22 protein-coding genes and 1 tRNA gene are annotated in these 20,998 nt (G+C 74.2%); 7 read left to right on the top strand and 16 right to left on the bottom strand.

Going from position 1 to position 20,998, the window contains the following annotated elements; genetic code table 11:
• Positions 1-2: 2 nt before the first annotated feature.
• Positions 3-968, bottom strand: coding sequence for a Bug family tripartite tricarboxylate transporter substrate binding protein (locus H596_RS0100115; RefSeq protein WP_027283154.1), 966 nt, complete (start codon positions 966-968; stop codon positions 3-5).
• Between the two features lie 148 nt (positions 969-1,116).
• Here H596_RS0100115 and ahcY point away from each other — a divergent pair, with 148 nt between their 5' ends.
• Positions 1,117-2,520, top strand: a complete 1,404-nt coding sequence (ahcY, locus tag H596_RS0100110) for an adenosylhomocysteinase (protein ID WP_027283153.1) — start codon at positions 1,117-1,119, stop codon at positions 2,518-2,520.
• A gap of 22 nt (positions 2,521-2,542) precedes the next feature.
• On the opposite strand, the gene H596_RS0100105 is transcribed toward ahcY, so the two are convergent.
• The 4 genes from H596_RS0100105 to H596_RS19365 are packed head-to-tail and all read right to left on the bottom strand — an operon-like array spanning position 2,543 to position 4,850.
• On the bottom strand, positions 2,543-3,397 hold the full coding sequence (locus H596_RS0100105) for a DMT family transporter (protein WP_027283152.1): 855 nt from the start codon (positions 3,395-3,397) through the stop codon (positions 2,543-2,545).
• A 10-nt stretch (positions 3,398-3,407) separates the two neighbouring features.
• Entirely contained in the window at positions 3,408-3,668 is a 261-nt protein-coding gene (locus tag H596_RS0100100) for a hypothetical protein (protein WP_027283151.1), read from the bottom strand.
• Entirely contained in the window at positions 3,665-4,531 is an 867-nt protein-coding gene (gene folD, locus H596_RS0100095; RefSeq protein ID WP_027283150.1) for a bifunctional methylenetetrahydrofolate dehydrogenase/methenyltetrahydrofolate cyclohydrolase FolD, read from the bottom strand. The genes H596_RS0100100 and folD overlap by 4 nt, the downstream gene beginning before the upstream one ends.
• A 7-nt stretch (positions 4,532-4,538) precedes the next feature.
• Positions 4,539-4,850 (bottom strand): YggT family protein, encoded by a 312-nt coding sequence (locus H596_RS19365; RefSeq protein WP_037299432.1) that lies wholly within the window; start codon positions 4,848-4,850, stop codon positions 4,539-4,541.
• A 135-nt stretch (positions 4,851-4,985) separates the two neighbouring features.
• On the opposite strand from H596_RS19365, the gene H596_RS0100085 reads away from it, so the two are divergent.
• Positions 4,986-5,061, top strand: a tRNA-Ala gene (locus H596_RS0100085).
• A 22-nt stretch (positions 5,062-5,083) separates the two neighbouring features.
• Here H596_RS0100085 and H596_RS19360 read toward each other — a convergent pair.
• The gene (locus H596_RS19360) at positions 5,084-5,347 is read right to left on the bottom strand and encodes an ACT domain-containing protein (protein ID WP_037299429.1); all 264 of its coding nucleotides are present in this window, start codon (positions 5,345-5,347) and stop codon (positions 5,084-5,086) included.
• A gap of 145 nt (positions 5,348-5,492) precedes the next feature.
• Positions 5,493-6,647, bottom strand: a complete 1,155-nt coding sequence (gene hemW / locus H596_RS0100075) for a radical SAM family heme chaperone HemW (RefSeq protein WP_027283149.1) — start codon at positions 6,645-6,647, stop codon at positions 5,493-5,495.
• 47 nt (positions 6,648-6,694) lie between these two features.
• Between hemW and H596_RS0100070 the strand changes: the two genes are divergently transcribed.
• The gene (locus H596_RS0100070) at positions 6,695-7,222 is read left to right on the top strand and encodes a hypothetical protein (RefSeq protein ID WP_037299426.1); all 528 of its coding nucleotides are present in this window, start codon (positions 6,695-6,697) and stop codon (positions 7,220-7,222) included.
• 7 nt (positions 7,223-7,229) lie between these two features.
• Here the strand turns inward: H596_RS0100070 and H596_RS19355 are convergent, their stop codons facing one another.
• Positions 7,230-8,183, bottom strand: a complete 954-nt coding sequence (locus H596_RS19355; RefSeq protein WP_037299423.1) for a tripartite tricarboxylate transporter substrate binding protein — start codon at positions 8,181-8,183, stop codon at positions 7,230-7,232.
• Positions 8,184-8,368: 185 nt separating this feature from the next.
• On the opposite strand from H596_RS19355, the gene H596_RS22630 reads away from it, so the two are divergent.
• Positions 8,369-9,763 (top strand): trypsin-like peptidase domain-containing protein, encoded by a 1,395-nt coding sequence (locus H596_RS22630; protein ID WP_051212191.1) that lies wholly within the window; start codon positions 8,369-8,371, stop codon positions 9,761-9,763.
• A 27-nt stretch (positions 9,764-9,790) separates the two neighbouring features.
• On the opposite strand, the gene H596_RS0100055 is transcribed toward H596_RS22630, so the two are convergent.
• From H596_RS0100055 to H596_RS0100020, 8 genes are all read right to left on the bottom strand, one after another.
• Entirely contained in the window at positions 9,791-10,720 is a 930-nt protein-coding gene (locus H596_RS0100055; protein WP_051212190.1) for a 3-hydroxybutyryl-CoA dehydrogenase, read from the bottom strand.
• Between the two features lie 4 nt (positions 10,721-10,724).
• Positions 10,725-11,663 (bottom strand): FAD-binding protein, encoded by a 939-nt coding sequence (locus tag H596_RS0100050; protein ID WP_027283146.1) that lies wholly within the window; start codon positions 11,661-11,663, stop codon positions 10,725-10,727.
• A gap of 1 nt (position 11,664) precedes the next feature.
• Positions 11,665-12,414 carry an electron transfer flavoprotein subunit beta/FixA family protein gene (locus tag H596_RS0100045; protein WP_027283145.1) on the bottom strand — a complete coding sequence of 250 codons (750 nt, stop codon included), beginning with the start codon at positions 12,412-12,414 and terminating at the stop codon, positions 11,665-11,667.
• A gap of 126 nt (positions 12,415-12,540) precedes the next feature.
• Positions 12,541-13,560, bottom strand: coding sequence for a type I glyceraldehyde-3-phosphate dehydrogenase (gene gap, locus H596_RS0100040; protein WP_027283144.1), 1,020 nt, complete (start codon positions 13,558-13,560; stop codon positions 12,541-12,543).
• 2 nt (positions 13,561-13,562) lie between these two features.
• Positions 13,563-15,611, bottom strand: a complete 2,049-nt coding sequence (tkt, locus tag H596_RS0100035; protein ID WP_027283143.1) for a transketolase — start codon at positions 15,609-15,611, stop codon at positions 13,563-13,565.
• A gap of 106 nt (positions 15,612-15,717) precedes the next feature.
• A complete protein-coding gene (locus tag H596_RS0100030; protein ID WP_027283142.1) occupies positions 15,718-16,059 on the bottom strand; it encodes a HepT-like ribonuclease domain-containing protein in 342 nt (113 codons plus the stop codon).
• The gene (locus tag H596_RS0100025) at positions 16,049-16,399 is read right to left on the bottom strand and encodes a nucleotidyltransferase family protein (protein WP_156909980.1); all 351 of its coding nucleotides are present in this window, start codon (positions 16,397-16,399) and stop codon (positions 16,049-16,051) included. Before H596_RS0100025 ends, H596_RS0100030 begins: the two co-directional genes overlap by 11 nt.
• A gap of 54 nt (positions 16,400-16,453) precedes the next feature.
• Positions 16,454-18,646 (bottom strand): primosomal protein N', encoded by a 2,193-nt coding sequence (locus H596_RS0100020; protein ID WP_084602449.1) that lies wholly within the window; start codon positions 18,644-18,646, stop codon positions 16,454-16,456.
• A 77-nt stretch (positions 18,647-18,723) separates the two neighbouring features.
• Here H596_RS0100020 and fsa point away from each other — a divergent pair, with 77 nt between their 5' ends.
• From fsa to H596_RS0100005, 3 genes are read left to right on the top strand one after another with little or no spacing between them, the layout of a single operon-like run.
• A complete protein-coding gene (fsa, locus tag H596_RS0100015; RefSeq protein WP_027283139.1) occupies positions 18,724-19,377 on the top strand; it encodes a fructose-6-phosphate aldolase in 654 nt (217 codons plus the stop codon).
• 31 nt (positions 19,378-19,408) lie between these two features.
• On the top strand, positions 19,409-19,954 hold the full coding sequence (locus H596_RS0100010; protein ID WP_027283138.1) for a hypothetical protein: 546 nt from the start codon (positions 19,409-19,411) through the stop codon (positions 19,952-19,954).
• Positions 19,951-20,883 carry a tyrosine recombinase XerC gene (locus H596_RS0100005; protein ID WP_027283137.1) on the top strand — a complete coding sequence of 311 codons (933 nt, stop codon included), beginning with the start codon at positions 19,951-19,953 and terminating at the stop codon, positions 20,881-20,883. The genes H596_RS0100010 and H596_RS0100005 overlap by 4 nt, the downstream gene beginning before the upstream one ends.
• The last annotated feature ends 115 nt before the right edge of the window (positions 20,884-20,998 follow it).

Below are 20,998 nucleotides of genomic sequence, written 5' to 3'. Positions count from 1 at the left end.
TATCACTCCACCCGGATGTTGGCGGCGCGGATCACCTCGCCCCAGCGCGCCGTGTCGGCGGCCAGGGTGTCGCGCAGCACCCGCGCGTCGCCGGTGACGAGCTCCACCCCCTGCTCCTGCATCCGCGCGCGCAGCTCTGCATCGCGGGTGGCGATGGCCAGCGCCTCGCCGACGCGCGCGAGGATGGGCTGCGGCGTGCCGGCCGGCGCGAAGAGGCCCATCCAGAACACCACCTCGAAGCCCGGCAGGTCGTTGGCGATGGGCGGCAGCTCGGGCGCCTGGGGGATCGGCCCCAGCGTCGAGACGGCCAGCGCCCGGGTGGCGCCTTCGCGGATGGCGGGCAGCGCCTCCTGCACGCCCTGGAACACCGCCTGCACGCGGTTCTGGCGCAGGTCGATCAGCGCCGGGATGCCGCCGCGATAGGGCACATGCACGATGTCGATGCCGGCCCGGGCGCGGAACAGCTCCAGGCAGAGATGGCTGACCGAGCCCGTGCCCGGCGAGCCGAAGGAGAGCTGGCCGGGGCGTGCGCGCGCCAGCGCGATCAGCTCCGCCACGCTGCGCACGGGCAGCGAGGGATGCACGTGCAGGATGAAGGGCGTGCGGAACATCATTCCCACGGGCGCGAGCTCGTTCAGCGGGTCGCGCGGCGTGAGCGTCGGCTGCAGGGTCTGGTTGATGGCGAGCGTGGTGGTGCCCGCGCCGAAGGTGTAGCCGTCCGGCCGCGCGCGGGAGAGCGCGGTCAGCGCCACCGAGGTCGCCGCACCCGGGCGGTTGTCCACCACCATGTTCTGCCCCAGCTCCCGCCCCATGCGCTCGGCGAGGGTGCGCGAGACGAGGTCCGTCACGCCGCCGGGCGGGAAGCCCTCGATCAGGGTGATGGCGCGGCTGGGCCAGCGCTCCTGTGCGAAAGCCGGCGAGGCGGCCGCGAGGGCGGGCAGGGCCAGCAGGGTGCGGCGTGGTGTCATGGCGTTGTCCTCCGGGCGCGGAGCATGCCCGCGGGCGGCCGGGCGCAAAAGGGGAGGCGCCACATAAAGACATGTTTATGCCTCTTGGCGGGGTGCGGGGGCCGTGCTACCGCCCCGCGCATCGCAGAGCCCGTGAGGACGCCGCCTGATGCCCGTTGCCGCCGAATATGTCGTGAAGGATCTCTCGCTCGCCGAGTGGGGCCGCAAGGAGATCAACATGGCCGAGGACGAGATGCCCGGCCTGATGGCCACCCGCGCGGAATACGGCCCGCAGAAGCCGCTCAAGGGCGCGCGCATCGCCGGCTGCCTGCACATGACGATCCAGACCGCCGTGCTGATCGAGACGCTGGTGCATCTCGGCGCCGAGGTCCGCTGGTCCTCCTGCAACATCTTCTCGACGCAGGACCATGCCGCCGCCGCCATCGCCGCGGCCGGCGTGCCGGTCTTCGCCAAGAAGGGCGAGACGCTCGAAGAGTACTGGGAGTTCGTGAAGCGCACCCTGGAGTGGGGCGACGGCGGCACGCCCAACATGCTGCTGGACGACGGCGGCGACATGACGCTGCTCGTCCACTACGGGCTGCGCGCCGAGCAGGGCGACACCGCCTTCCTCGACAAGCCGACGAACGAGGAGGAGACGGTCTTCTTCGCCCTCATCAAGCGCTGCCTCGCGGAGAAGCCGGGCTGGTTCGCGAAGCTCGCCGCGAACATCAAGGGCGTCTCGGAGGAGACGACGACCGGCGTGCACCGCCTCTACGCCATGGCGAAGGAGGGGCGGCTGCTCTTCCCCGCCATCAACGTGAATGACTCGGTGACCAAGTCGAAGTTCGACAACCTCTACGGCTGCCGCGAGAGCCTGGTGGACGCGATCCGGCGGGGAACCGACGTGATGATGGCCGGCAAGGTCGCGGTGGTGTGCGGCTTCGGCGATGTGGGCAAGGGCAGCGCCGCCAGCCTGCGCAACGCCGGCTGCCGCGTGATGGTGACCGAGATCGACCCGATCTGCGCCCTGCAGGCGGCGATGGAGGGCTACCAGGTGGTCACGATGGAGGATGCGGCCCCCGTCGCCGACATCTTCGTCACCGCCACCGGCAATGTGGACGTGATCACGCTCGACCACATGCGCGCGATGAAGCACCGCGCCATCGTCTGCAACATCGGCCACTTCGATTCCGAAATCCAGGTGGCCGCGCTGCGCAACTTCAAGTGGGACAACGTGAAGCCGCAGGTGGACGAGATCGAGTTCCCGGACGGCAAGCGCATCATCCTGCTCTCCGAGGGGCGGCTCGTGAACCTCGGCAACGCGACGGGGCACCCCTCCTTCGTGATGTCGGCCTCCTTCACCAACCAGACGCTCGCGCAGATCGAGCTCTGGGCGCATGGCGAGAAGTACGAGAAGAAGGTCTATGTGCTGCCCAAGCACCTGGACGAGAAGGTGGCCCGCCTGCACCTCGAGAAGGTCGGCGCGAAGCTGACGCAGCTTCGCCCCGAGCAGGCGGCCTATATCGGCGTTTCGCCGCAGGGGCCCTTCAAGGCCGAGGCCTACCGCTACTGATCGTCTTCCCGCGCGCGGCCGGTCACCCCGGCCGCGTGCGGAACAGCAGGGCGAGGCCCAACAGCGTCATCGCCCCGCCGAGCAGGTCGGTGGCGTAGAGCCGCTCGCCGAAACCGGCCCAGCCGATCGCCACCGCCACCGGCGGCGCCAGCAGTTGCAGCGCCGCCGCGCGCGCCGCGCCGAAGCGCCCGATCACCACGAAGAACAGCGCGTAGCCGGCGACACCCACCAGCACCACCGAATAGGCCATGCCGCCGATCGCCGCCGCGCTCGCGCCCTCCGGCGGCGGCACGGCGAAGGCGAGCGCCAGCACCAGCGTCACCGCCGCCGCGGCGCAGGACTGCACGAGGTTCGCCGTCCAGGGGTCCACCCGGGCGCGGGCCGGGGCATAGACCAGCAGCCCGAGGGCCTGCACCGCCGCCCCGCCGAGCGCGATGCCCAGTGCCTCGGCCTCGGCCAGCCCATCGGCCGCGCGGAAGCCGCCCAGCACACAGACCCCGCCCCAGGCGAGCGCGAGGCCGAGCCAGCCGCGCGCCGGCAGCCGCCGGCCCTGCGCCGCCTCGCCCAGCGCCACGAAGAGCGGCGCCGCTGCGGCGAGCAGCGAGACGAGCCCCGCCGGGATGAAGGCCGCCGCACCCCAGGAGAGCGAGAGATACACCCCCACCCCCACGCCGCCCATGAACAGCACGCGCCAGCGGTCGCCGCCCCGCGGCCAGGGGGCGCGCAGCGCGCGCCAGACGAGCCAGACCAGCGGCGCCGTCAGCGCGAAGCGCAGCGCGAGCGACCACAGCACCGGCCACTCCAGCACCACCAGCCGCGCCGCGTTGAAGGCCGAGCCCCAGATGAGCACATAGGCCGCGGCCAGCAGCAGGTTCACCGGCCGCGCCTCACCGCCGGGCGCGCAGCTCCGCCTCGATGCGCGTGAGCGCGGCCTGCATCTCGCGCGCCCGCGCCTCGGCCCGGCGCAGCGCGAGGCCGAGCCCGCCGATGGCGATGAGCGCCAGCGCCGAAACCCCGCCCGCCCCCGCGTAGAGCAGCCGCGCGCGCGACCATCCCTCGCCGCCCAGCGGCGTGGCGCCCCAGGCGAGATTCAGGCACATCAGCAGCGCCAGCGCCCCCACCACCTGCAGGGTGCGGTGCAGGATCACGCCCGCCCCGAGAGCGCCGGCCCGGACCGGCGCGCCAGCGCCGCATCCAGGGTGTTCTCCAGCAGGCAGGCGATGGTCATGGGGCCCACCCCGCCCGGCACGGGCGTGATGGCCCCGGCATGGGGCAGCGCCTCCGCGAAGGCCACATCGCCCACCAGCCGCCCATCGGGCAGCCGGTTGATGCCCACGTCGATCACCGTGGCACCGGGCTTGATCCAGCCCCCGCGCACCATCTCGGGCCGGCCCACCGCCGCCACCACGATGTCCGCGCGGCGGCATTCGCCCGGCAGGTCATCGGTGCGGGAATGGGCGATGGTCACGGTGCAGTCGGCGGCGAGGAGGAGCTGCGCCATGGGCCGCCCCACGATCTGGCTGCGGCCGATGACGATGGCGCGCGCCCCGCGCAGCCGCACCCCCGCCTCGGCCAGCAGATGCATCGCCCCGCGCGGCGTGCAGGGCACGAGGCCCGGAAGGCCCGAGGCGAGGCGCCCCGCATTCATCGGGTGGAAGCCGTCCACGTCCTTCGCCGGGTCCACCGCCGCGATGGCGGCCTCGGCCCGGATATGGGCGGGCAGGGGAAGCTGCACCAGGATGCCGTCCACCTCCGCGTCCGCGTTGAGGGCGGCGATCTCGGCCAGCAGCGCGGCCTCGCTGGTGGCCTCGGGCAGGTGCAGGGTGCGGGAGGCGAAGCCCGCCTCGCGCGCCGCCTTGTCCTTGTTGCGGACATAGACGCCGCTGGCGGGGTCCTCGCCCACGCGCACCACCACGAGGCCGGGGCGGAAGGGCAGGGCGGCGATGCGTTCGGCCAGCCCGGCGCGCAGCCGCGCGGCCAGCGCCTTGCCGTCGAGGAGGCGGGCGGTCATGCGGCGCTCAGAAATAGAGGCCGCCGCGGATCATGTAGCCCTGCACCGCGCGCACCAGGATCATGCAGGCCTGGATCACGAGCAGCAGGATGAGCGGCGAGATGTCCACCCCGCCGAGCTGCGGCAGCCGGGCGCGGATGGGGCGCAGCGCCGGCTCCGTCACGCGGTAGAAGAAGTCCGAGAGGGTCCAGACCAGGCGGTTGCGCGTGTCCAGAACGTTGAAGCCGATCAGCAGCGAGAGGATCGCCGCGATGACCACGGCCCAGAAGAAGAGGCTCAGCCCGGCCTGGAGGAGGAAGAACAGAGCGTCGAGGATCATGCGCGGCACGGCTCCCGGGTCTTGCCCGCGCTTGTCGCGGATGACGGGCGCGCAAGCAAGGGGGAGGATTGACTCGGCCGGCCGCGTGGGCGAAACAGCGCGCCCGCGGCGTGCCCCATCACGTCGCCCTGGTCCGGGGCTGTAGCTCAGTTGGGAGAGCGCGTCGTTCGCAATGACGAGGTCAGGGGTTCGATTCCCCTCAGCTCCACCACTTCGCCCCTGGTTTCCTCCCGTCAGGCCGCCTTCCGCGCCTCGCTCCGCGTGGTCCGCACCAGGGTGACGCCCACCACCTGCCCGAGATTGCCGGCCACCAGCGGCACCGCCTCCTCCGGCATCGCCGTCATGCCGAGCTGCACGCGCAGCCGCTCCCCCTCGCGCCGCGCCAGCAGATGGTCTGGCACCAGATCCCGCTTGGCGAAGGGTTGCAGCAGGCGGGGCAGAAGGCCGGGCTCGGCGAAGGCCTCGACGGTGAACAGCACGGAGGTGGTGGCGGTCATGGCGCGGATCCTGGCGTGTCGAGAGGGGAACGGGCCCGGCCGGAAGGCCGCGCCGCCCCATGCGGCGCGGATCAACCGGCCGGGGCGGTAATTCGGGAAAGGCGGAACGCCGGAACGCGCATGGGCGGAGATTAGGCCCGCGCGCTCAGCGCAGCAAGACGGGCAGCAGCGCGTCCAGCCGCACGCGCCCTTCCGCGGTGGCCAGCAGCCGCCCACCCTGCCAGGCGAGATAGCCTTCGTCGAGCAGCGCGGCGAGCATGGCCGCGTCCACCACCTCCGCGAAGGGGCGGCCGGCGCGCGCCGCGATGCGCGCGGGGTCCACGCCCTCGGCGAGACGCAGCCCCATCAGCATGGCCTCGCGCCCGCGCTGCTCGGGGGAGAGGATCGTCTCCTCCACCGCCGCATGGCCCTCGCGCTCCACCCGGGCGGCCCATTCCTCGGGCGCGCGGTGGCGGCGGGTGGCCACCATGCCCTGCGGGCCCAGCACGCGCTGGTGCGCGCCGGGGCCGATGCCGAGGTAGTCCCCATAGCGCCAGTAGGCGAGGTTGTGGCGGCTCTCCGCGCCGGGCCTCGCGTAGTTGCTCACCTCATAGGGCGCGAGGCCGAAGCGCGCCGCCTCCTCGGCCGTGGCGTGGTAGAGGCGCGCGGCCTCGGGCTCGGGCGGCAGGGCGAAATCGCCGCGCGCGTGCTGCGTCTCGAAGCGCGTGCCGGGCTCGATGGTGAGCTGGTAGAGGCTGAGATGGTCGGCCGCCAGCGCCAGCGCCGCGCGCAGCTCGGTCCGCCAGGCGGCCTCCTGCTGGCCGGGGCGGGCGTAGATCAGGTCGAAGGAGAGGCGCGGGAAGATGGCGCGCGCCGCCTCCAGCGCCGCCACTGCCTCGCGCGCGTCGTGCCGGCGGCCGAGGAAGCGCAGCGCCGCCTCGTCCAGCGCCTGCACGCCGAGCGAGGCGCGGTTCACCCCCGCCTCGGCGAAGGCGCGCAGCCGGCCCGTCTCCACGCTGGTCGGGTTCGCCTCCAGCGTGATCTCGCAGCCGGGCAGCGGGTCGAAATGGCGCTGCGCGTCCGCGATCAGCGCCGCCGCCGTCTCGGGTTCCATCAGCGAGGGAGTGCCGCCGCCGAAGAAGATGGAGGCGAGCGGCCGCCGCCCCAGCCGCGCCGCCTCATGCGCCAGCTCGGCGCGCAGCGCGGCGCGGAAGCGCGCGTGGTCCACGCCGCCCTCGCGCACATGGGAGTTGAAGTCGCAATAGGGGCACTTCGACGCGCAGAAGGGCCAGTGGATGTAGAGGGCGAGGGGCTCGGTCACGCGGGGGCATATGGCGCGCGGGCGCAGCGCGCGCCATCCTCGCCGCCATGGCCGCGCCCATCGAACTGCGCCTCGCCCGCGTGGCGCAGCTCTACCACACGCTGGACCCCACGCCCTTCCGCCAGGGCGACCTGGACGCCACGGCCGAGGCCTACATCGTGGACTGGGCGCAGGAGCTGCCGCGCGAGGCGCCGCTCGCCATCCTCGTGCACCTGCCGCGCGCGGAGCGCGAGAGCCCCGCCGCGGCGGGCATCCCGGACTCCATCCGCGCCTATTTCGCCGGCCGCGCGGAGGCCGAGCGCCGCGCCCTGCGCGAGCTGTTCCGCTTCGGGCGGATGGCGCTCGCGCTCGGCCTGCTGGTGCTGGCGGCCTGCCTCGGCGCGGCGGTGCTGGCGGCGCGGCTGCCGCTGGAGGGGGTGCTGGCGCGGCTGCTGCCCGAAAGCCTCGTCATCGTGGGCTGGGTGGCGCTGTGGCGGCCGGCGGAGGTGTTCCTCTACGACTGGATCCCGCACCGGCGGCGGCTGCGCCTCTACCGGCGCCTCGCCGCCGCCGAGGTGGCGCTGGTGGAGGGGTAGCTCACCCTCAGCGCCCGAGCGCGGCGCGGATGCCGTCCAGCAGCCGGTCCATGGCGGCCTGGAAATCGGGGCCGTTCGCGTAGCCGTCGGGCTCGCCGGCGCGCTCGAGGAAGCGCTGCCAGACGGGGGTGGCGATGCCCTGGCGCATGCGGTCGTGGTGGTAGGCCACCATCTCCGGCGTCATGCCCGCGGGGCCCACCCAGCCCTTCATGTTCTCGGCGATCACCTCCCAGCCCAGCTCGCGCAGGGTGGGCGCCTGCGGGTAGAGGGGCGCGCGGGTCTCGCTCGCCACCGCCAGCACGCGCAGCTCGCCCGCATCCACCAGGCCGCGCATCTCCTCGGGCGCGGCCACGCTGCAATCCACCGTGCCGGCGATGACGGCCTGCAGCGAGGGGCCGCCGCCGGTGAAGGGCACATGCAGCATCTGCGCCCCCGCCGCGCGGCCGAGCAGCAGGAAGATGGAGTGGCTGAGCGTGCCCACCCCGGCCGAGGCGTGGCTGACGGCCTCGGGCCGCGCGCGGGCGGCGGCCATCAGCTCCTGCATGGAGGAGAAGCGCCCGCCGCGCCCTTTCACCACGATGAACTGCCCGTGCCGGGTGAGGCGGATCACCGGCGAGAAGCTGCGCTTGGGGTCGTAGGGCAGCTCGCGGTGCGCGGGCACGGAGGTGGATTCCGAGCCGCCGGCCAGCAGCAGCGCGTGGCCGTCGGGCGGCATGCGCGCCACCTGCTCGGCGGCCAGCGCCCCGCCCGCGCCGGGCCGGTTCACCACCACGAGCGGCACGGGGTAGAGGCCGGCCACCGCCTCGGCGATGGTGCGGGCGATCACGTCGCTGCCGCCGCCCGGCGCGAAGCCGACGATGAGCTGGATGGGCCGCGTGGGCGCCCAGCCCGGCTGGGCGCGGGCGGGGCCGATGAGGGCGGGGGTGGCGAGCAGCGCGAGGGCGGCGCGGCGTGTGGGCATGGACGTTCTCTCCCTGTGCTCTCGCATCATAGCCGCGGCCGCGCGCCCCGACTCCAGAGATGCCTGGTCTTGACGCGCCGCCGCCGCGCCGGGCCCCGACGCGAGGCGGGCGGGCGGGTGCAACCGGTGCTTGCAATTTCCTGAGGCAATCGTAACTATTTCGTATCGTTGCTGGGAGAGATCGAATGCCCCGCTTCGGACTCGCCGCCCTGGCGCTCGCCGGCGCCCTCGTCGCCGCGCCCCTCGTCCCGCAGCCCGCCGCCCGCGCGGAGGGGCTGCCGCCGGGCCTGCGGGCGGCGCTCGACCACTCGCCCTGTTTCCAGCGCCCCACCCGCCCGGCCGCCCTGCGGGGCGAGGCGGCCGCCCTGCTCGGCCGCAGCGACGGGCCGAGCCTCTACCGCCTCGCCGAAGCGCATATGGCCCTGCCCGGCGGCGTGGACCGGATGCATGTGGCCGAAAGCTACCTCGCGCGCGCCGTCGCCGCCGGCATGACGGGCGCGGCGCTGGAGCTCGGCGCCATCCGCTTCGCCGTGCACCGCGACGCGGCGGGCGCCTTCGCCACCTGGCTGCATGCGGCGAGCCTGGGCGATCCGCGCAGCATGGCCTGCGTGGCGGCGGCGCTGCTGACCGGCCAGGGCGCGGCGGTGGATCGCGCCGAGGCCATGCGCTGGCTGACGCTGCGCGACGAGGCCACGCGCGGGCGCGCCGTGCTCGGCCCCGTCACGGCCGAGGTGGCGCGCGCCCTCACGCCGCGCGAGGTGGACGAGGGGCGGCTTCGGGCCCGCCAGCCGCCGCTTCCCGTCGCTCCGCCCGGAAGCGCCTTGCCCGGCATCGTGCTGACGCGCGAGGCGGCCGCGCCCCCGCCCTGGCTGAGCGGCGTGGCCGCACCGCCCCGCCCCCCGGCCCCGCCGCCGGAGAGCCAGGCCACCAGCACGACGGGCTTCGTCATCGCGCCGGGCGGCCTGGTCATGACCGCCGAGCACGGCGTGAGCGCCTGTGCGGAGATCGAGGTCGTGGCCGGCCTCGCGCGGCTGGGCGGCGCGCGGCTCGTCGCGCGCAACGAGGATCTGGACATCGCCCTGCTGGCGGTTCCCGGGCTGGAGCGCCGCGCCCTTCCGGTGGCCGCGCAGCTTCGCCTGGGCGAGGAGGTGGTCGCGATCGGCTTTCCCGGCCGCGGCGTGGCGAGCGACCGGCCCACCGCCACGCTCGGCAATGTCAGCGCCGAGGGGGCGGGCCGCGCGGCCCATGTCCTGCAGTACACGGCGCCCACCCAGCCGGGCAAAAGCGGCGGCCCGCTGCTCGACCGGCGCGGCCAGGTGGTGGGCATGGTCTTCGCCGTGCGCGACACGCGGCGCGAGCAGTTGGCGGGGCTTCTGCCCTCGCAGAACGTGAACTTCGCCGTGGCCGGGCCGACCCTGCACCGCTTCCTGCTGGACCACGCCATCACCCCCGCCCAGGCGCCCGCCACGGGCGCGGCCATGGATGCGGCGCAGATCGTGGATCAGGTGGAGCGGTCGGTCGTGCAGATCATCTGCCACGCGCCGCGCGCAGGCGTGACGCCCGCCCGCGCGGCGCGCTGATACGGCCGGCGCCCGCGCCGCCGCGGCTCAGCGCGTCGGCGCCGGCGGATCCTGCCCGTAGTCGTAGAAGCCCTTGCCCGTCTTGCGGCCGTACCAGCCGGCCTCGACGTATTTCACCAGCAGCGGGCAGGGGCGGTACTTGGAGTCCGACAGCCCGTCATAGAGCACCTGCATGATGGAGAGGCAGGTGTCCAACCCGATGAAATCCGCGAGCTCCAGCGGCCCCATCGGGTGGTTCGCGCCGAGCTTCATCGCGGTGTCGATGGAGCGGATGTCGCCCACCCCCTCGTAGAGGGCATAGACGGCCTCGTTGATCATCGGCACCAGGATGCGGTTGACGATGAAGGCCGGGAAATCCTCCGCCGTCGCCGTCTGCTTGCCCAGCCGGTGCGCGAGGCGCTCCACCGCGCGGAAGGTGGGCTCGTCGGTGGCGATGCCGCGGATGATCTCCACGAGCTTCATCACCGGCACCGGGTTCATGAAGTGCATCCCGATGAACTTCGCCGGCCGGTCCGTGACGGCGGCCAGCCGCGTGATCGAGATGGAGGAGGTGTTGGAGGCCAGCATGGCCGAGGGCTTCAGGTGCGGGCAGAGCGCCTTGAAGATCTCGACCTTCACGGATTCGCGCTCGGTGGCCGCCTCCACCACGAAATCCGCCCCGCCGAGCAGCGCGTAGTCCGTGCCGGTGGCGATGCGCGCCAGCGCGGCGTCGCGCTCCTCCTCGGTGATCAGCTTGCGGCCGATCTGGCGGTCCATGTTGCGGGCGATGGTGGCCATCGCCGTCTCCAGCGCCTCGGGGCGGATGTCGATCATCGTCACCGGCAGGCCGGCCAGCGCGCAGACATGGGCGATGCCGTTGCCCATCTGCCCCGCGCCGACGATGCCGATGCTCTCGATGGCCGGCGCCTCCACCGGCGCCTCCAGCCCTTCCGCGCCGGCGGCGATGCGCAGGCTCATCCCCTCAGCCCTTCGCCAGCTCGGCCTCGAGCTCGGGCAGCGCCTTGAACAGGTCCGCCACCAGCCCGTAATCGGCCACCTGGAAGATCGGCGCCTCCTCGTCCTTGTTGATGGCGACGATCACCTTGCTGTCCTTCATGCCGGCGAGGTGCTGGATGGCGCCCGAGATGCCCACCGCGATGTAGAGCTCGGGCGCGACGATCTTGCCCGTCTGGCCCACCTGCATGTCGTTGGGCGCGTAGCCTGCGTCCACCGCGGCGCGCGAGGCGCCCACCGCCGCGCCGAGCCGGTCGGCCAGCTTCTCGATGAGGTGGAAGTTCTCGGCCGAACCCATGGCCCGCCCGCCCGAGACCACGACGCGCGCGGCGGTGAGCTCGGGCCGCTCGCTCTTCTGCACCTCGGCGCCGACGAAGCGCGAGAGGCCGGGATCGGCCACCGCCGCGCCCACCGCCTCGATGGGGGCCGCGCCGCCCGTGGCGGGCACCGGGTCGAAGCTCGCGGCACGGATGGTCATGACCTTCTTCGCATCGCCGCTCCTCACCGTGGCCAGCGCGTTGCCGGCGTAGATGGGGCGGATGAAGGTGTCCGCGTCCACCACCCCCGCCACGTCGCTGATGGGCTGCACGTCGAGCAGCGCGGCCACGCGCGGCATCACGTTCTTGCCGGCCGCCGAGGCGGGGGCGAGCAGATGCGTGTAGCCTGGCGCCAGCGCCGCCAGCAGCGCGGCCACCGGCTCGGCCAGGCGGTGGGCGAAGGCCGGATCCTCGGCCAGCAGCACCTTCGCCACACCGGGCAGCGCGGCGGCGGCGGCGGCGGCCGCGGCCGCGCCCTCGCCCAGCACCAGCACATGCACCTCGCCCAGCTTCAGGGCGGCGGCGACCGCGCTGCGCGTGGGCTGCGAGACGGCCGAACCGTCGTGGTCGGCGAGGATCAGGACCGTCATGTCAGATCACCTTCGCTTCGTTGCGCAGCTTCTCGACGAGTTCCTGCACGGAGGCGACCTTCGCGCCCGCCTGGCGCTTCGGCGGCTCCTCCACGCGCAGCACGGTCAGCCGCGGCGCGGGGTCCACGCCGAGATCGGCGGGCTTGACCACCTCGATGGGCTTCTTGCGCGCCTTCATGATGTTGGGCAGCGAGGCGTAGCGCGGCTCGTTCAGCCGCAGATCGGCGGTGACGACGGCGGGGAGCTTCAGCGTCACCGTCTCGAGGCCGCCATCCACCTCGCGCGTCACGGTCGCCTCGCCGTTCGCCACCTCCACCCGGGAGGCGAAGGTGCCCTGCGCCCAGCCGAGCAGCGCGGCCAGCATCTGGCCGGTGGCGTTCATGTCGTCGTCGATGGCCTGCTTGCCCATCACGACCAGGTCCGGCGCTTCCTTCGCCACCAGCGCCTTGAGGATCTTGGCCACGGCGAGCGGCTCCAGCACCCCGTCATGCTCGACGAGGATGCCGCGATCCGCGCCCATGGCGAGGGCGGTGCGGATCTGCTCCTGCGCCGCCGAGGGGCCGGCCGAGACGGCGACGATCTCGCTCGCCACGCCCTTCTCCTTCAGCCGCACCGCCTCCTCGACGGCGATCTCGTCGAAGGGGTTCATGGACATCTTGACGTTCGCCGTCTCGACGCCCGTGTTGTCGGCCTTCACGCGGACCTTGACGTTGTAGTCCACCACCCGCTTGACGGGGACGAGGAGTTTCATGGGGCGGGGCGCCTTCCTTGCTGCACTGCCGTGAACCGTGGCGGACCCTAGCCACGCCCCCCCGGCCGGGCAAGCCTCGCGGGGCGTCCGGCGGCGGGCCGCCCCCGCCGCCGCGAGGGGATGGCCTCAGAGCTTCCCGAACAGGGCCGCAGTGTCGCTCATGCGGTTGGAGAAGCCCCACTCGTTGTCGTACCAGCCCATCACGCGGATGAGCCTGCCGCCGTCCAGGCTCTGCGTCTGCGTCGCGTCGAAGGTGCAGGAGTGCGGGTTGGTGTTGAAGTCCACCGACACCAGCGGCTCCGTCTCGTAGCCCAGGATGCCCTTGAGGCCGCCCATCGCGGCCTCGTGCATCGCCTGGTTCACCATCTCCTTCGTCACGCCGTCGGTGGCGAGGTTCACGTCCAGCGAGACGAGCGAGACGTTGGGCGTGGGCACGCGGATGGCCGTGCCGTCCAGCTTGCCCTTCAGTTCGGGCAGCACGAGGCCCACCGCCTTCGCCGCGCCCGTGCTGGTCGGGATCATCGAGACGGCCGCCGCGCGCGCGCGCCGCAGGTCCTTGTGCAGCGTGTCCACCGTGTTCTGGTCGCCGGTGTAGGCGTGGATCGTCACCATGTAGCCGCGCAGCACGCCCCACTTGCCGTGCAGCACATGCACCATGGGCGCGAGGCAGTTGGTGGTGCAGGAGGCGTTGGAGACGACCGTCATCTCCTTCGTCAGCGTCTGGTGGTTCACGCCATAGACGATGGTGGCGTCCACCTCGTCGGCCGGCGCCGAGATCAGCACCTTCCGCGCCCCGGCCGCCATCAGCGGCGCGGCCTTGGCCTTGGAGGTGAAGATGCCGGTGCACTCCATCGCCACGTCCACGCCCTGGAAGGGCACCTGCGAGGGGTCGCGCTGGGCGCTGACGCGGATCGGCCCGTAGGTCCGCCCGCCATGGTGGATGATGAGGGAATCGCCCGCCACATGCACCTCGCCCGGGAAGCGTCCGTGCACGCTGTCGTACTTGAACAGGTGCGCGTTCGCCTCGACCGAGCCGAGGTCGTTGATCGCCACGCACTCCACATCCGTCCGGCCGCTCTGGATCATCGCGCGCAGCACCAGCCGCCCGATGCGCCCGAAGCCGTTGATCGCCACCTTCACCGTCATGGTCACGTTCCCCCTGCCAGCAGCCTGCGCGCCGCCGCGACCACCGCGGCCGGCGTGATCCCGAAATGGGCGAAGAGATGCTCGGCCGGCGCCGAGGCGCCGAAGCCCGTCATGCCGACGAAGGCCGAGCGCGCGCCGAGCCAGCGCTCCCAGCCGAAGGAAAGGGCCGCCTCCACGCCCAGGCGCGGCGCCTCCCCCAGCACCGCGGCCCGGTAGGAGGGATCCTGCAGCGCGAACAGCTCCCAGCAGGGCAGCGAGACGACCGCCGCGCGCACGCCCTCCGCCGCCAGTTCCGCCCGCGCCGCCACGGCGAGCTGGACCTCGCTGCCGGTGGCGATCAGCGTCACGTCGCGCGGGCCATCGGCCTCGATCAGCACATAGCCGCCGCGCGCGCAGCGGTTCTCGCCGGCCTCCTCGCGCAGCGCCGGCACCGCCTGGCGCGTGAGCGCGAGCACCGAGGGGCCATCGGCGCGGCGCAGCGCCATCTCCCAGCACTCGGCCGTCTCCATCGCATCCGCCGGGCGGAAGACGAAGAGGTTCGGGATGGCGCGCAGCGAGGCCAGGGTCTCCACCGGCTGGTGCGTCGGCCCGTCCTCGCCGAGCCCGATGCTGTCATGCGTCAGCACATGGATCACCCGCTGGCGCATCAGCGCCGCAAGGCGCAGCGCGGGGCGCATGTAGTCGGCGAAGACCAGGAAGGTGCCGGAATAGGGGATGACGCCGCCGTGCAGCGCCATGCCGTTCATCGCGGCCGCCATGCCGTGCTCGCGCACGCCCCAGTGGACGTAGCGGCCCGCATAGTCGCCCGGGCGGATGGCCGCGACGCCCTTCACATCCGTGTTGTTGGAGCCCGTGAGGTCCGCGCTGCCGCCGACCATTTCCGGGATCTGCGGCACCAGGGCCGAGAGCGCCCGCTGCGAGGCGACGCGGGTGGCGAGCTTGGGCTTCTCGGCGGCGTGCCGGGCGCGCAGCGCCGCGAGCGCCTCGTTCCAGTTGTCGGGCAGGCGGCCCGCCATGGCGCGCTCGAACTCCGCGCGCATCGGATGCTTGGCGAGGCGCTTGAGCCAGGAGCGGCGGGCGCCGGCGCCGCGCCGCCCCGCCTCCTCCCAGCGCGCCTTGAGCGCCTCGGGGATGGCGAAGGGCTCGGCCTCCCAGCCCAGGGCGGCCTTGGCGGCGGCCACCTCCTCCGCGCCCAGCGGCGCGCCGTGGCTCGCCGCCGTGCCGGCCTTGCTCGGCGCGGCGAAGCCGATGATGGTGCGGCAGGCGATGAGCGTGGGCCGCGCGCTGCGCGTGGCCGCGGCCATGGCGGCGGCGAGCTGCGCGTGGTCGTGCCCGTCCACGCGCTTCACCGCCCAGCCATAGGCCTGGAAGCGCTTCAGCACATCCTCGCTGAAGGAGAGCGCCGTGTCGCCGTCGATGGAGATGCGGTTGTCGTCCCACAGCACCGTCAGCCTGGAGAGCCTCAGATGCCCCGCGAGGGCGGCGGCCTCGTGGCTCACGCCCTCCTGCAGGTCGCCGTCCGAGGCGATGACCCAGGTGCGGTGGTCCACCAGCGATTTGCCGAAGCGCGCGGCGAGGTGGCGTTCGGCCAGCGCCATGCCGACGGCGGTGGAGATGCCCTGGCCGAGCGGCCCGGTGGTGACCTCGATGGCCGGGTGCTCGCCGTATTCCGGATGGCCGGCGGCGGCGGAATGGAGCTGGCGGAAGTTCCGCAGCACCTCCATCTCCATGCCGGCATGGCCCGTCAGGTGCAGAAGCCCGTAGAGCAGCATGGAGCCATGGCCGGCGCTCAGCACGAAGCGGTCGCGGTCGTGCCAGCGGGGGTCGGCGGCGTCGTATTTCAGGAAGCGGGTGAACAGCACCGTGGCCGCGTCCGCCATGCCCATGGGCATGCCGGGATGGCCGGATTTCGCGCGCTCCACCGCGTCCATCGCCAGCACGCGCAGGCAGTCGGCGAGGCGGCGCTCCTCGGTGGCGGGCCGGGCGAGCAGCGCGGCCTGGGCGGCGAGGGCGGGGTTGGGGGCGTTGGGGTCTTGCGCGGTGCTGGCCAAAATGGGGGCGCCTTCCGGTTCGGCGCGCTTCTAGAGGGGGGGCGCGAGGGGGGCAAGGTGAGCGCCGCCCGGGCGGGGGATGGCAGGGTTGCGGCCCGCAGCGGGGTCACCCCTCGTCGAGCAGGGCTTGCAGCCTGTCGCGCAGGGCCGGGAGCTCCCGCGTGGCGGTGCGCCAGACCAGGACGTCGTCCACCACGGCATAGCCGTGGATCAGGAGGTTCCGAAAGGCGACCACGCGCGGAAGCTCCGGGATCCTGGCCGCGAGTTCGGGCGCCGTCCGCGCCAGCCGCCCCAGCGCCTCTCCGATCACCTCGCATTTGCGCTCCACCGCCGCGCGCCGCAGCGGATCGGCGAGGTAGCCGGCCTCGGTCTGGCCCTCGAGGAAGCCGGCCACGGCCCGGGCGGCATCCAGCGCATCCCACAGCAGCGCGCGCGGATCACGCGACAAAGAGGGGCGTCCGGGCGGCGTCGATGCTTCTCCGCAGGTAGGGGTTGCGGATGGCCGAGGCCATGGCGAGGTCCACGGGCCTGCCGAACAGGGCCGCAAGCTCCTCGCGCAGCGCGAGGAAATCGAAGGCGGAGGGAGCGGCCTCGGGCGCGTAGTCGACGAGCAGATCGATGTCGGAGCGCGCGGGGTCGAACCGCTCCGGCTGCGTGGCAGAGCCGAAGACATCGAGGCGGCGCACCCCGTGGCGCCGGCAGAGCTGCGCCAGCGGGCCATCCGGCGCCAGCCACTCCAGGCGCCCGCCCGGCAGCGCCGCGGCCAGGGCATCCGATCCTTCGCTCATGCCGGCATTATAGGAAGCCGGAGGGGGCGATGGCAGGGGATGGCCGCGCCCGCCTCACAGGAACCCCACCGGGTCCACATCCACCTGCACGCGCACCTCGCGCGGCAGGGGCACGCGCGCGAGCCACTCCCGCAGCAGGGGCTGCACGCGCAGCCCGCGCTCGGCCTTCAGCAGCAGCCGGTGGCGGTGCCGCCCGCGCAGCACGGCGAGCGGCGCGGGGGCGGGGCCCAGCACCTCCACCCCGGGCGCGGCGGGCGCGGCGAGGCCGAGGTCGCGCGCCGCGCGCTCGGCGGCGCGGGCGTCCTCGCTCGAGACGATCAGCGCGGCCAGCCGGCCGAAGGGCGGCCAGTGGCCGGGCGCGCGCTGAGCCGCCTCGGCGCGGAGGAAGCCGGGCAGGTCATCGGCCACCAGCGCGGCCATCACCGGGTGCTCGGGCGCGAAGCTCTGCAGCACCACCTCGCCCGGCGCGCTCTCGCGCCCCGCCCGCCCCGCCACCTGGTGCAGGAGCTGCATGGTGCGCTCCGCGGCGCGCAGATCGCCGCCGGCGAGGCCGAGATCGGCGTCCACCACCCCCACCAGGGTCAGATGGGGGAAATGCCAGCCCTTGGCGACCACCTGGGTGCCGATGATCAGGTCCACCTCGCGCGCGGCGATGCGCCGGGCCGCCTCGGCCGCCGCCGCCGGGCCGGGCAGCGTGTCGCTCGCCATGACGAGGCGCCGCGCCTCGGGGAAGAGCTCCGCCGCCTCCTCCTGGATGCGCTCCACGCCGGGGCCGATGGGCACGAGGCTGTGCTCCGCCCCGCATTCCGGGCAGGCGGGCGGGGTGGGCGCGGTGTGGCCGCAGTGGTGGCACATCAGCCGGCGCTGGGCGCGGTGCTCCACCAGCCAGGCGGTGCAGTGGGGGCACTGCATCCGGTGGCCGCAGGCGCGGCAGAGGGTGAGCGGCGCATAGCCGCGCCGGTTGAGGAAGAGCATCGCCTGCTCGCCGCGCGCGAGGGTGGCGCGCACCGCCTTCACCAGCGGCGGGGCCAGGAAGCGCCCGCGCTCGGGCGGGCTCGCGCGCAGGTCGAGCGCGCGCACGCGCGGCATCTCCGCCCCGCCATGCCGGCGCGGCAGGCAGAGCCGCGCATAGCGCCCCGTCTCGGCGTTGTGGACCGTCTCCAGCGAGGGGGTGGCGCTGACCAGCACGCAGGCCGCCCCCTCCAGCCGCGCGCGCACCACCGCCATGTCGCGCGCGTGGTAGATCACGCCCTCCTCCTGCTTGAAGGCGGTCTCGTGCTCCTCGTCCACCACGATGAGGCCGAGCCGCGGGAAGGGCAGGAACAGGGCCGAGCGCGCGCCCACCAGCACCCGCGCCTCGCCCTGCGCCACCGCGCGCCAGGTGACGCGCCGCGTGCGCGGGGAGAGCTCGGAATGCCACAGCGCGGGCGGCGCGCCGAAGCGCCGGGCGAAGCGGTCGAGCCACTGCGCGGAGAGCGCGATCTCGGGCAGCAGCACCAGCGCCTGGCGGCCCTGGCGCAGGCACTCGGCGATGGCCTCCAGATACACCTCGGTCTTGCCCGAGCCGGTCACGCCCTCGAGCAGCGTCACGCCGAAGGCGCGGGCGGCCACCGCCCCGGCCAGGCTGGCGGCGGCGGCCTGCTGCTCGGGGCCGAAGCGGGTGGGGGCGAAGCCGGGATCGGGCGCGGGGAAGGCCGGGGCGCGGGGCAGCAGGGCCGGGGCGAGCAGCCCCGCCGCCGCCATGCCGCGCAGCACCCCGGGCGAGACGCCGGCGCGCCGCTGGATTTCGGCCGCGGCCAGCACCTCGCCGCCCAGCGCCTCCAGGGCGCGGGCGCGCTCGGGCGTGAGGCGCGCGCCCGCGGGGGGCGGCGTCACCGCGCGCCAGCCGGCGCTCGCGGCGGGCTCCTCCAGCGCGGCGGGGGCGCTCAGCACCATGCGCAGCACCGCGCCCGGGGGCGAGAGGGTGTAGTCCGCCACCCAGTCCACGAAGCGGCGCAGCGCGGCGGGAAGGGGCGGGGCGGGCTTGGCGGCGATGACGGGGCGCAGCCGCGCCTCGGGCAGGGGCGCGCGCCCCGGCGCCTCCTCCCACACCACGCCGAGGCTGGTGCGCCCGCCCAGCGGCGCCTCCACCACGCTGCCGGGGCCGGCCGGCACATCCTCCGGCAGCCAGTAGTCATAGGCCTCGCCGAGCGGCAGCGGCAGCAGCACAGACACGCGCCGTCCGGCCTTTCGGGGAGGGGGGGGCATCGGCTATTCCCTGGGCGAGAGGGCCGGGGCCGGTCAATCCCGCCCGCCCGATTCGCCGCTTCAAGGACCATCCTCGCATGAAGTTCTTCGTGGACACCGCCGATGTGGCGGAGATCCGTTCCCTCGCCGGCACCGGGCTGCTCGACGGCGTGACCACCAACCCGAGCCTCATCGCCAAGTCCGGCCGGAAGATGAGCGAGGTGATCGCCGAGATCTGCGCCCTGGTGCCCGGCCCCGTCTCCGCCGAGGTGACGGCGACGGACCACGAGACGATGCTGAAGGAGGGCCGCTACCTGCGCGCCATCGCGCCGAACGTGGCGGTGAAGGTGCCGCTGACCGAGGCGGGGCTGCGCACCTGCAAGGTGCTGGCCGAGGAGGGCACGCCGGTCAACGTCACGCTCTGCTTCTCGGCCAATCAGGCGCTGCTGGCGGCCAAGGCGGGAGCGGCCTTCATCTCGCCCTTCGTCGGTCGGCTGGACGACATCGGCCAGGACGGCATGGGGCTGATCGCCGACGTGGTACAGATCTACCGCAACTACGCGTTCAAGACCGAGGTGCTCGTCGCCTCCATCCGCCACCCGGTGCATGTGCTGCAGGCGGCCAGGCTCGGGGCCCATGTGGGCACCATGCCGCCGGCCGTGATCCGCGCCCTGTTCCGCCACCCGCTGACCGACAAGGGGCTGGAGGCCTTCCTGGCGGACTGGGCGAAGACCGGCCAGAGCATCCTGTGACCGGCCCGGCCCGCCCGGCGCGGGGGGCCGCGTGATCCCCGCCGCGCGCGACGAGGAGGCCGCGCGCGTCGAGGCCTATCTGCGCGCGCATCCGGGCTTCCTCGCCGCCCGGCCGGAGCTCTACGCGCTGCTCGCCCCGCCGCGCCGCGTGCATGGCGAGAACCTCGCCGACCACATGGCCGCGATGATCGAGGCCGGGCGCGCGCAGTGGCGCGGGCTGCTCGCCTCGGGCCGGGCGCGCGGGCGCCTCGCCGCCCGGGTGGCCGAGGCGGTGCTGGCCCTCATCCCCTCCCCCGATCCGCGCGCGACGGTGCGCGAGGAATGGCCGACCCTGCTGGGGCTGGAGGCCGCGGCCCTCCGCCCCTTGCCCCCCGCCGCGCCCCTGCGGCTGCGCGACGTGCCCCGCGGCGAGCCGGCCCTGCACGGGGAGGCGGCCCCCCTGATCCGCCGCGAGGCGCTGCTGGCCGTGGGGGAGGAGACGCTCGCGCTCGGCGCGCGCGAGGCCGCCGCCCTGCCGCAGGAGCCCGAGGCGCTGATCTTCCTGGCCCGCGCCCTGGCCGCGGCGCTGGCGCGATGACGGGCGAGGAGGCCCGCGCCGCCTTCCTCGCCTGGCTCGCGGCCGAGCGCCGCGCCTCGCCCCACACCATCGAGGCCTATGGGCGGGACGTGGCGGACCTTCTGGGCTTCCTCACCCGCCATCTCGGCCACCCGCCCGGGGCGGAGGAACTGCTGGCCCTGCCGCTCGCCGATCTGCGCGCCTTCCTCGCCGCCCGGGCGGCCGAGGGGGCGGGGAACAGCACCCGCGCCCGGCAGCTTGCCGCGGTGCGCGGCTTCCTGCGCTTCCTCGCGCGGCGGCGGGGGGCGGCGCCCACGGCGCTGGCCGGGCTGCGCGGCCCGCGCCGCCGCCCGCCCCTGCCCCGCGCCCTTACGCCCGAGGAGGCGCGCGCCTTCGGCACCGGGATCGGCGCGGTGCGGATGACCGAGCGCACCCCCCTTCCCGCCTGGCAGGCGGCGCGGGATGCGGCGCTGTTCACCCTGCTCTACGGCTGCGGGCTGCGCATCGCCGAGGCGCTGGCGCTGACCGTGGGCGAGGCCCCGCTGCCGGGGCGGGATGAGGCGCTGCGCATCACCGGCAAGGGCGGCAAGACGCGCCTCGTGCCCGTGCTGCCCGTGGTGCGGGAGGCCATCGCCGCCTGGCTCGCCCAGCGCCCCGGGGCGGGGCCGGAGGAGCCCCTGTTCACCGGCGTGCGCGGCGGGCGCCTCGACCCGGCCGTGGCGCAGCGCACGATGCGCGACTATCGCCGCCTCGCCGGCCTGCCCGAGCACGCCACCCCGCACGCCCTGCGCCACAGCTTCGCCACCCATCTGCTGGCCGGCGGGGCCGATCTGCGCGCCATCCAGGAGCTGCTGGGCCATGCCAGCCTCTCCACCACCCAGCGCTACACCGCGCTGGACACGGAGGGGCTGCTGGCCACCTGGCGGATGGCCCACCCGCGGGCGGAGTGATACGGCCGGCGGCTAAGAGTCTGTCTCGAAACGCATTCGATATGAGCCTGTGGGGCTGGATGGCCGGGCTGCATCGTGATTCGACCGGGTTGCGACACCTTGGACGAACGACGCG

Source organism: Rubritepida flocculans DSM 14296 (genome assembly GCF_000425365.1).
Lineage (GTDB): Bacteria > Pseudomonadota > Alphaproteobacteria > Acetobacterales > Acetobacteraceae > Roseococcus > Roseococcus flocculans.
This window is presented reverse-complemented; position numbering and strand designations above follow the sequence as displayed.

Bases quoted from the DNA above. Each gene is read 5' to 3' on its own strand.
- H596_RS0100005 (WP_027283137.1), top strand. From the start codon at position 19,951: ATGACGGGCGAGGAGGCCCGCGCCGCCTTCCTCGCCTGGCTCGCGGCC.
- folD (WP_027283150.1), bottom strand. From the start codon at position 4,531: ATGACCGCCCGCCTCCTCGACGGCAAGGCGCTGGCCGCGCGGCTGCGC.
- H596_RS0100020 (WP_084602449.1), bottom strand. From the start codon at position 18,646: ATGCCCCCCCCTCCCCGAAAGGCCGGACGGCGCGTGTCTGTGCTGCTG.
- H596_RS0100115 (WP_027283154.1), bottom strand. From the start codon at position 968: ATGACACCACGCCGCACCCTGCTGGCCCTGCCCGCCCTCGCGGCCGCC.
- fsa (WP_027283139.1), top strand. From the start codon at position 18,724: ATGAAGTTCTTCGTGGACACCGCCGATGTGGCGGAGATCCGTTCCCTC.
- H596_RS0100025 (WP_156909980.1), bottom strand. From the start codon at position 16,399: ATGAGCGAAGGATCGGATGCCCTGGCCGCGGCGCTGCCGGGCGGGCGC.
- ahcY (WP_027283153.1), top strand. From the start codon at position 1,117: ATGCCCGTTGCCGCCGAATATGTCGTGAAGGATCTCTCGCTCGCCGAG.
- H596_RS0100055 (WP_051212190.1), bottom strand. From the start codon at position 10,720: ATGAGCCTGCGCATCGCCGCCGGCGCGGAAGGGCTGGAGGCGCCGGTG.
- H596_RS19355 (WP_037299423.1), bottom strand. From the start codon at position 8,183: ATGCCCACACGCCGCGCCGCCCTCGCGCTGCTCGCCACCCCCGCCCTC.
- H596_RS22630 (WP_051212191.1), top strand. From the start codon at position 8,369: ATGCCCCGCTTCGGACTCGCCGCCCTGGCGCTCGCCGGCGCCCTCGTC.
- H596_RS19360 (WP_037299429.1), bottom strand. From the start codon at position 5,347: ATGACCGCCACCACCTCCGTGCTGTTCACCGTCGAGGCCTTCGCCGAG.
- H596_RS19365 (WP_037299432.1), bottom strand. From the start codon at position 4,850: ATGATCCTCGACGCTCTGTTCTTCCTCCTCCAGGCCGGGCTGAGCCTC.
- gap (WP_027283144.1), bottom strand. From the start codon at position 13,560: ATGACGGTGAAGGTGGCGATCAACGGCTTCGGGCGCATCGGGCGGCTG.
- H596_RS0100045 (WP_027283145.1), bottom strand. From the start codon at position 12,414: ATGAAACTCCTCGTCCCCGTCAAGCGGGTGGTGGACTACAACGTCAAG.
- H596_RS0100050 (WP_027283146.1), bottom strand. From the start codon at position 11,663: ATGACGGTCCTGATCCTCGCCGACCACGACGGTTCGGCCGTCTCGCAG.
- H596_RS0100070 (WP_037299426.1), top strand. From the start codon at position 6,695: ATGGCCGCGCCCATCGAACTGCGCCTCGCCCGCGTGGCGCAGCTCTAC.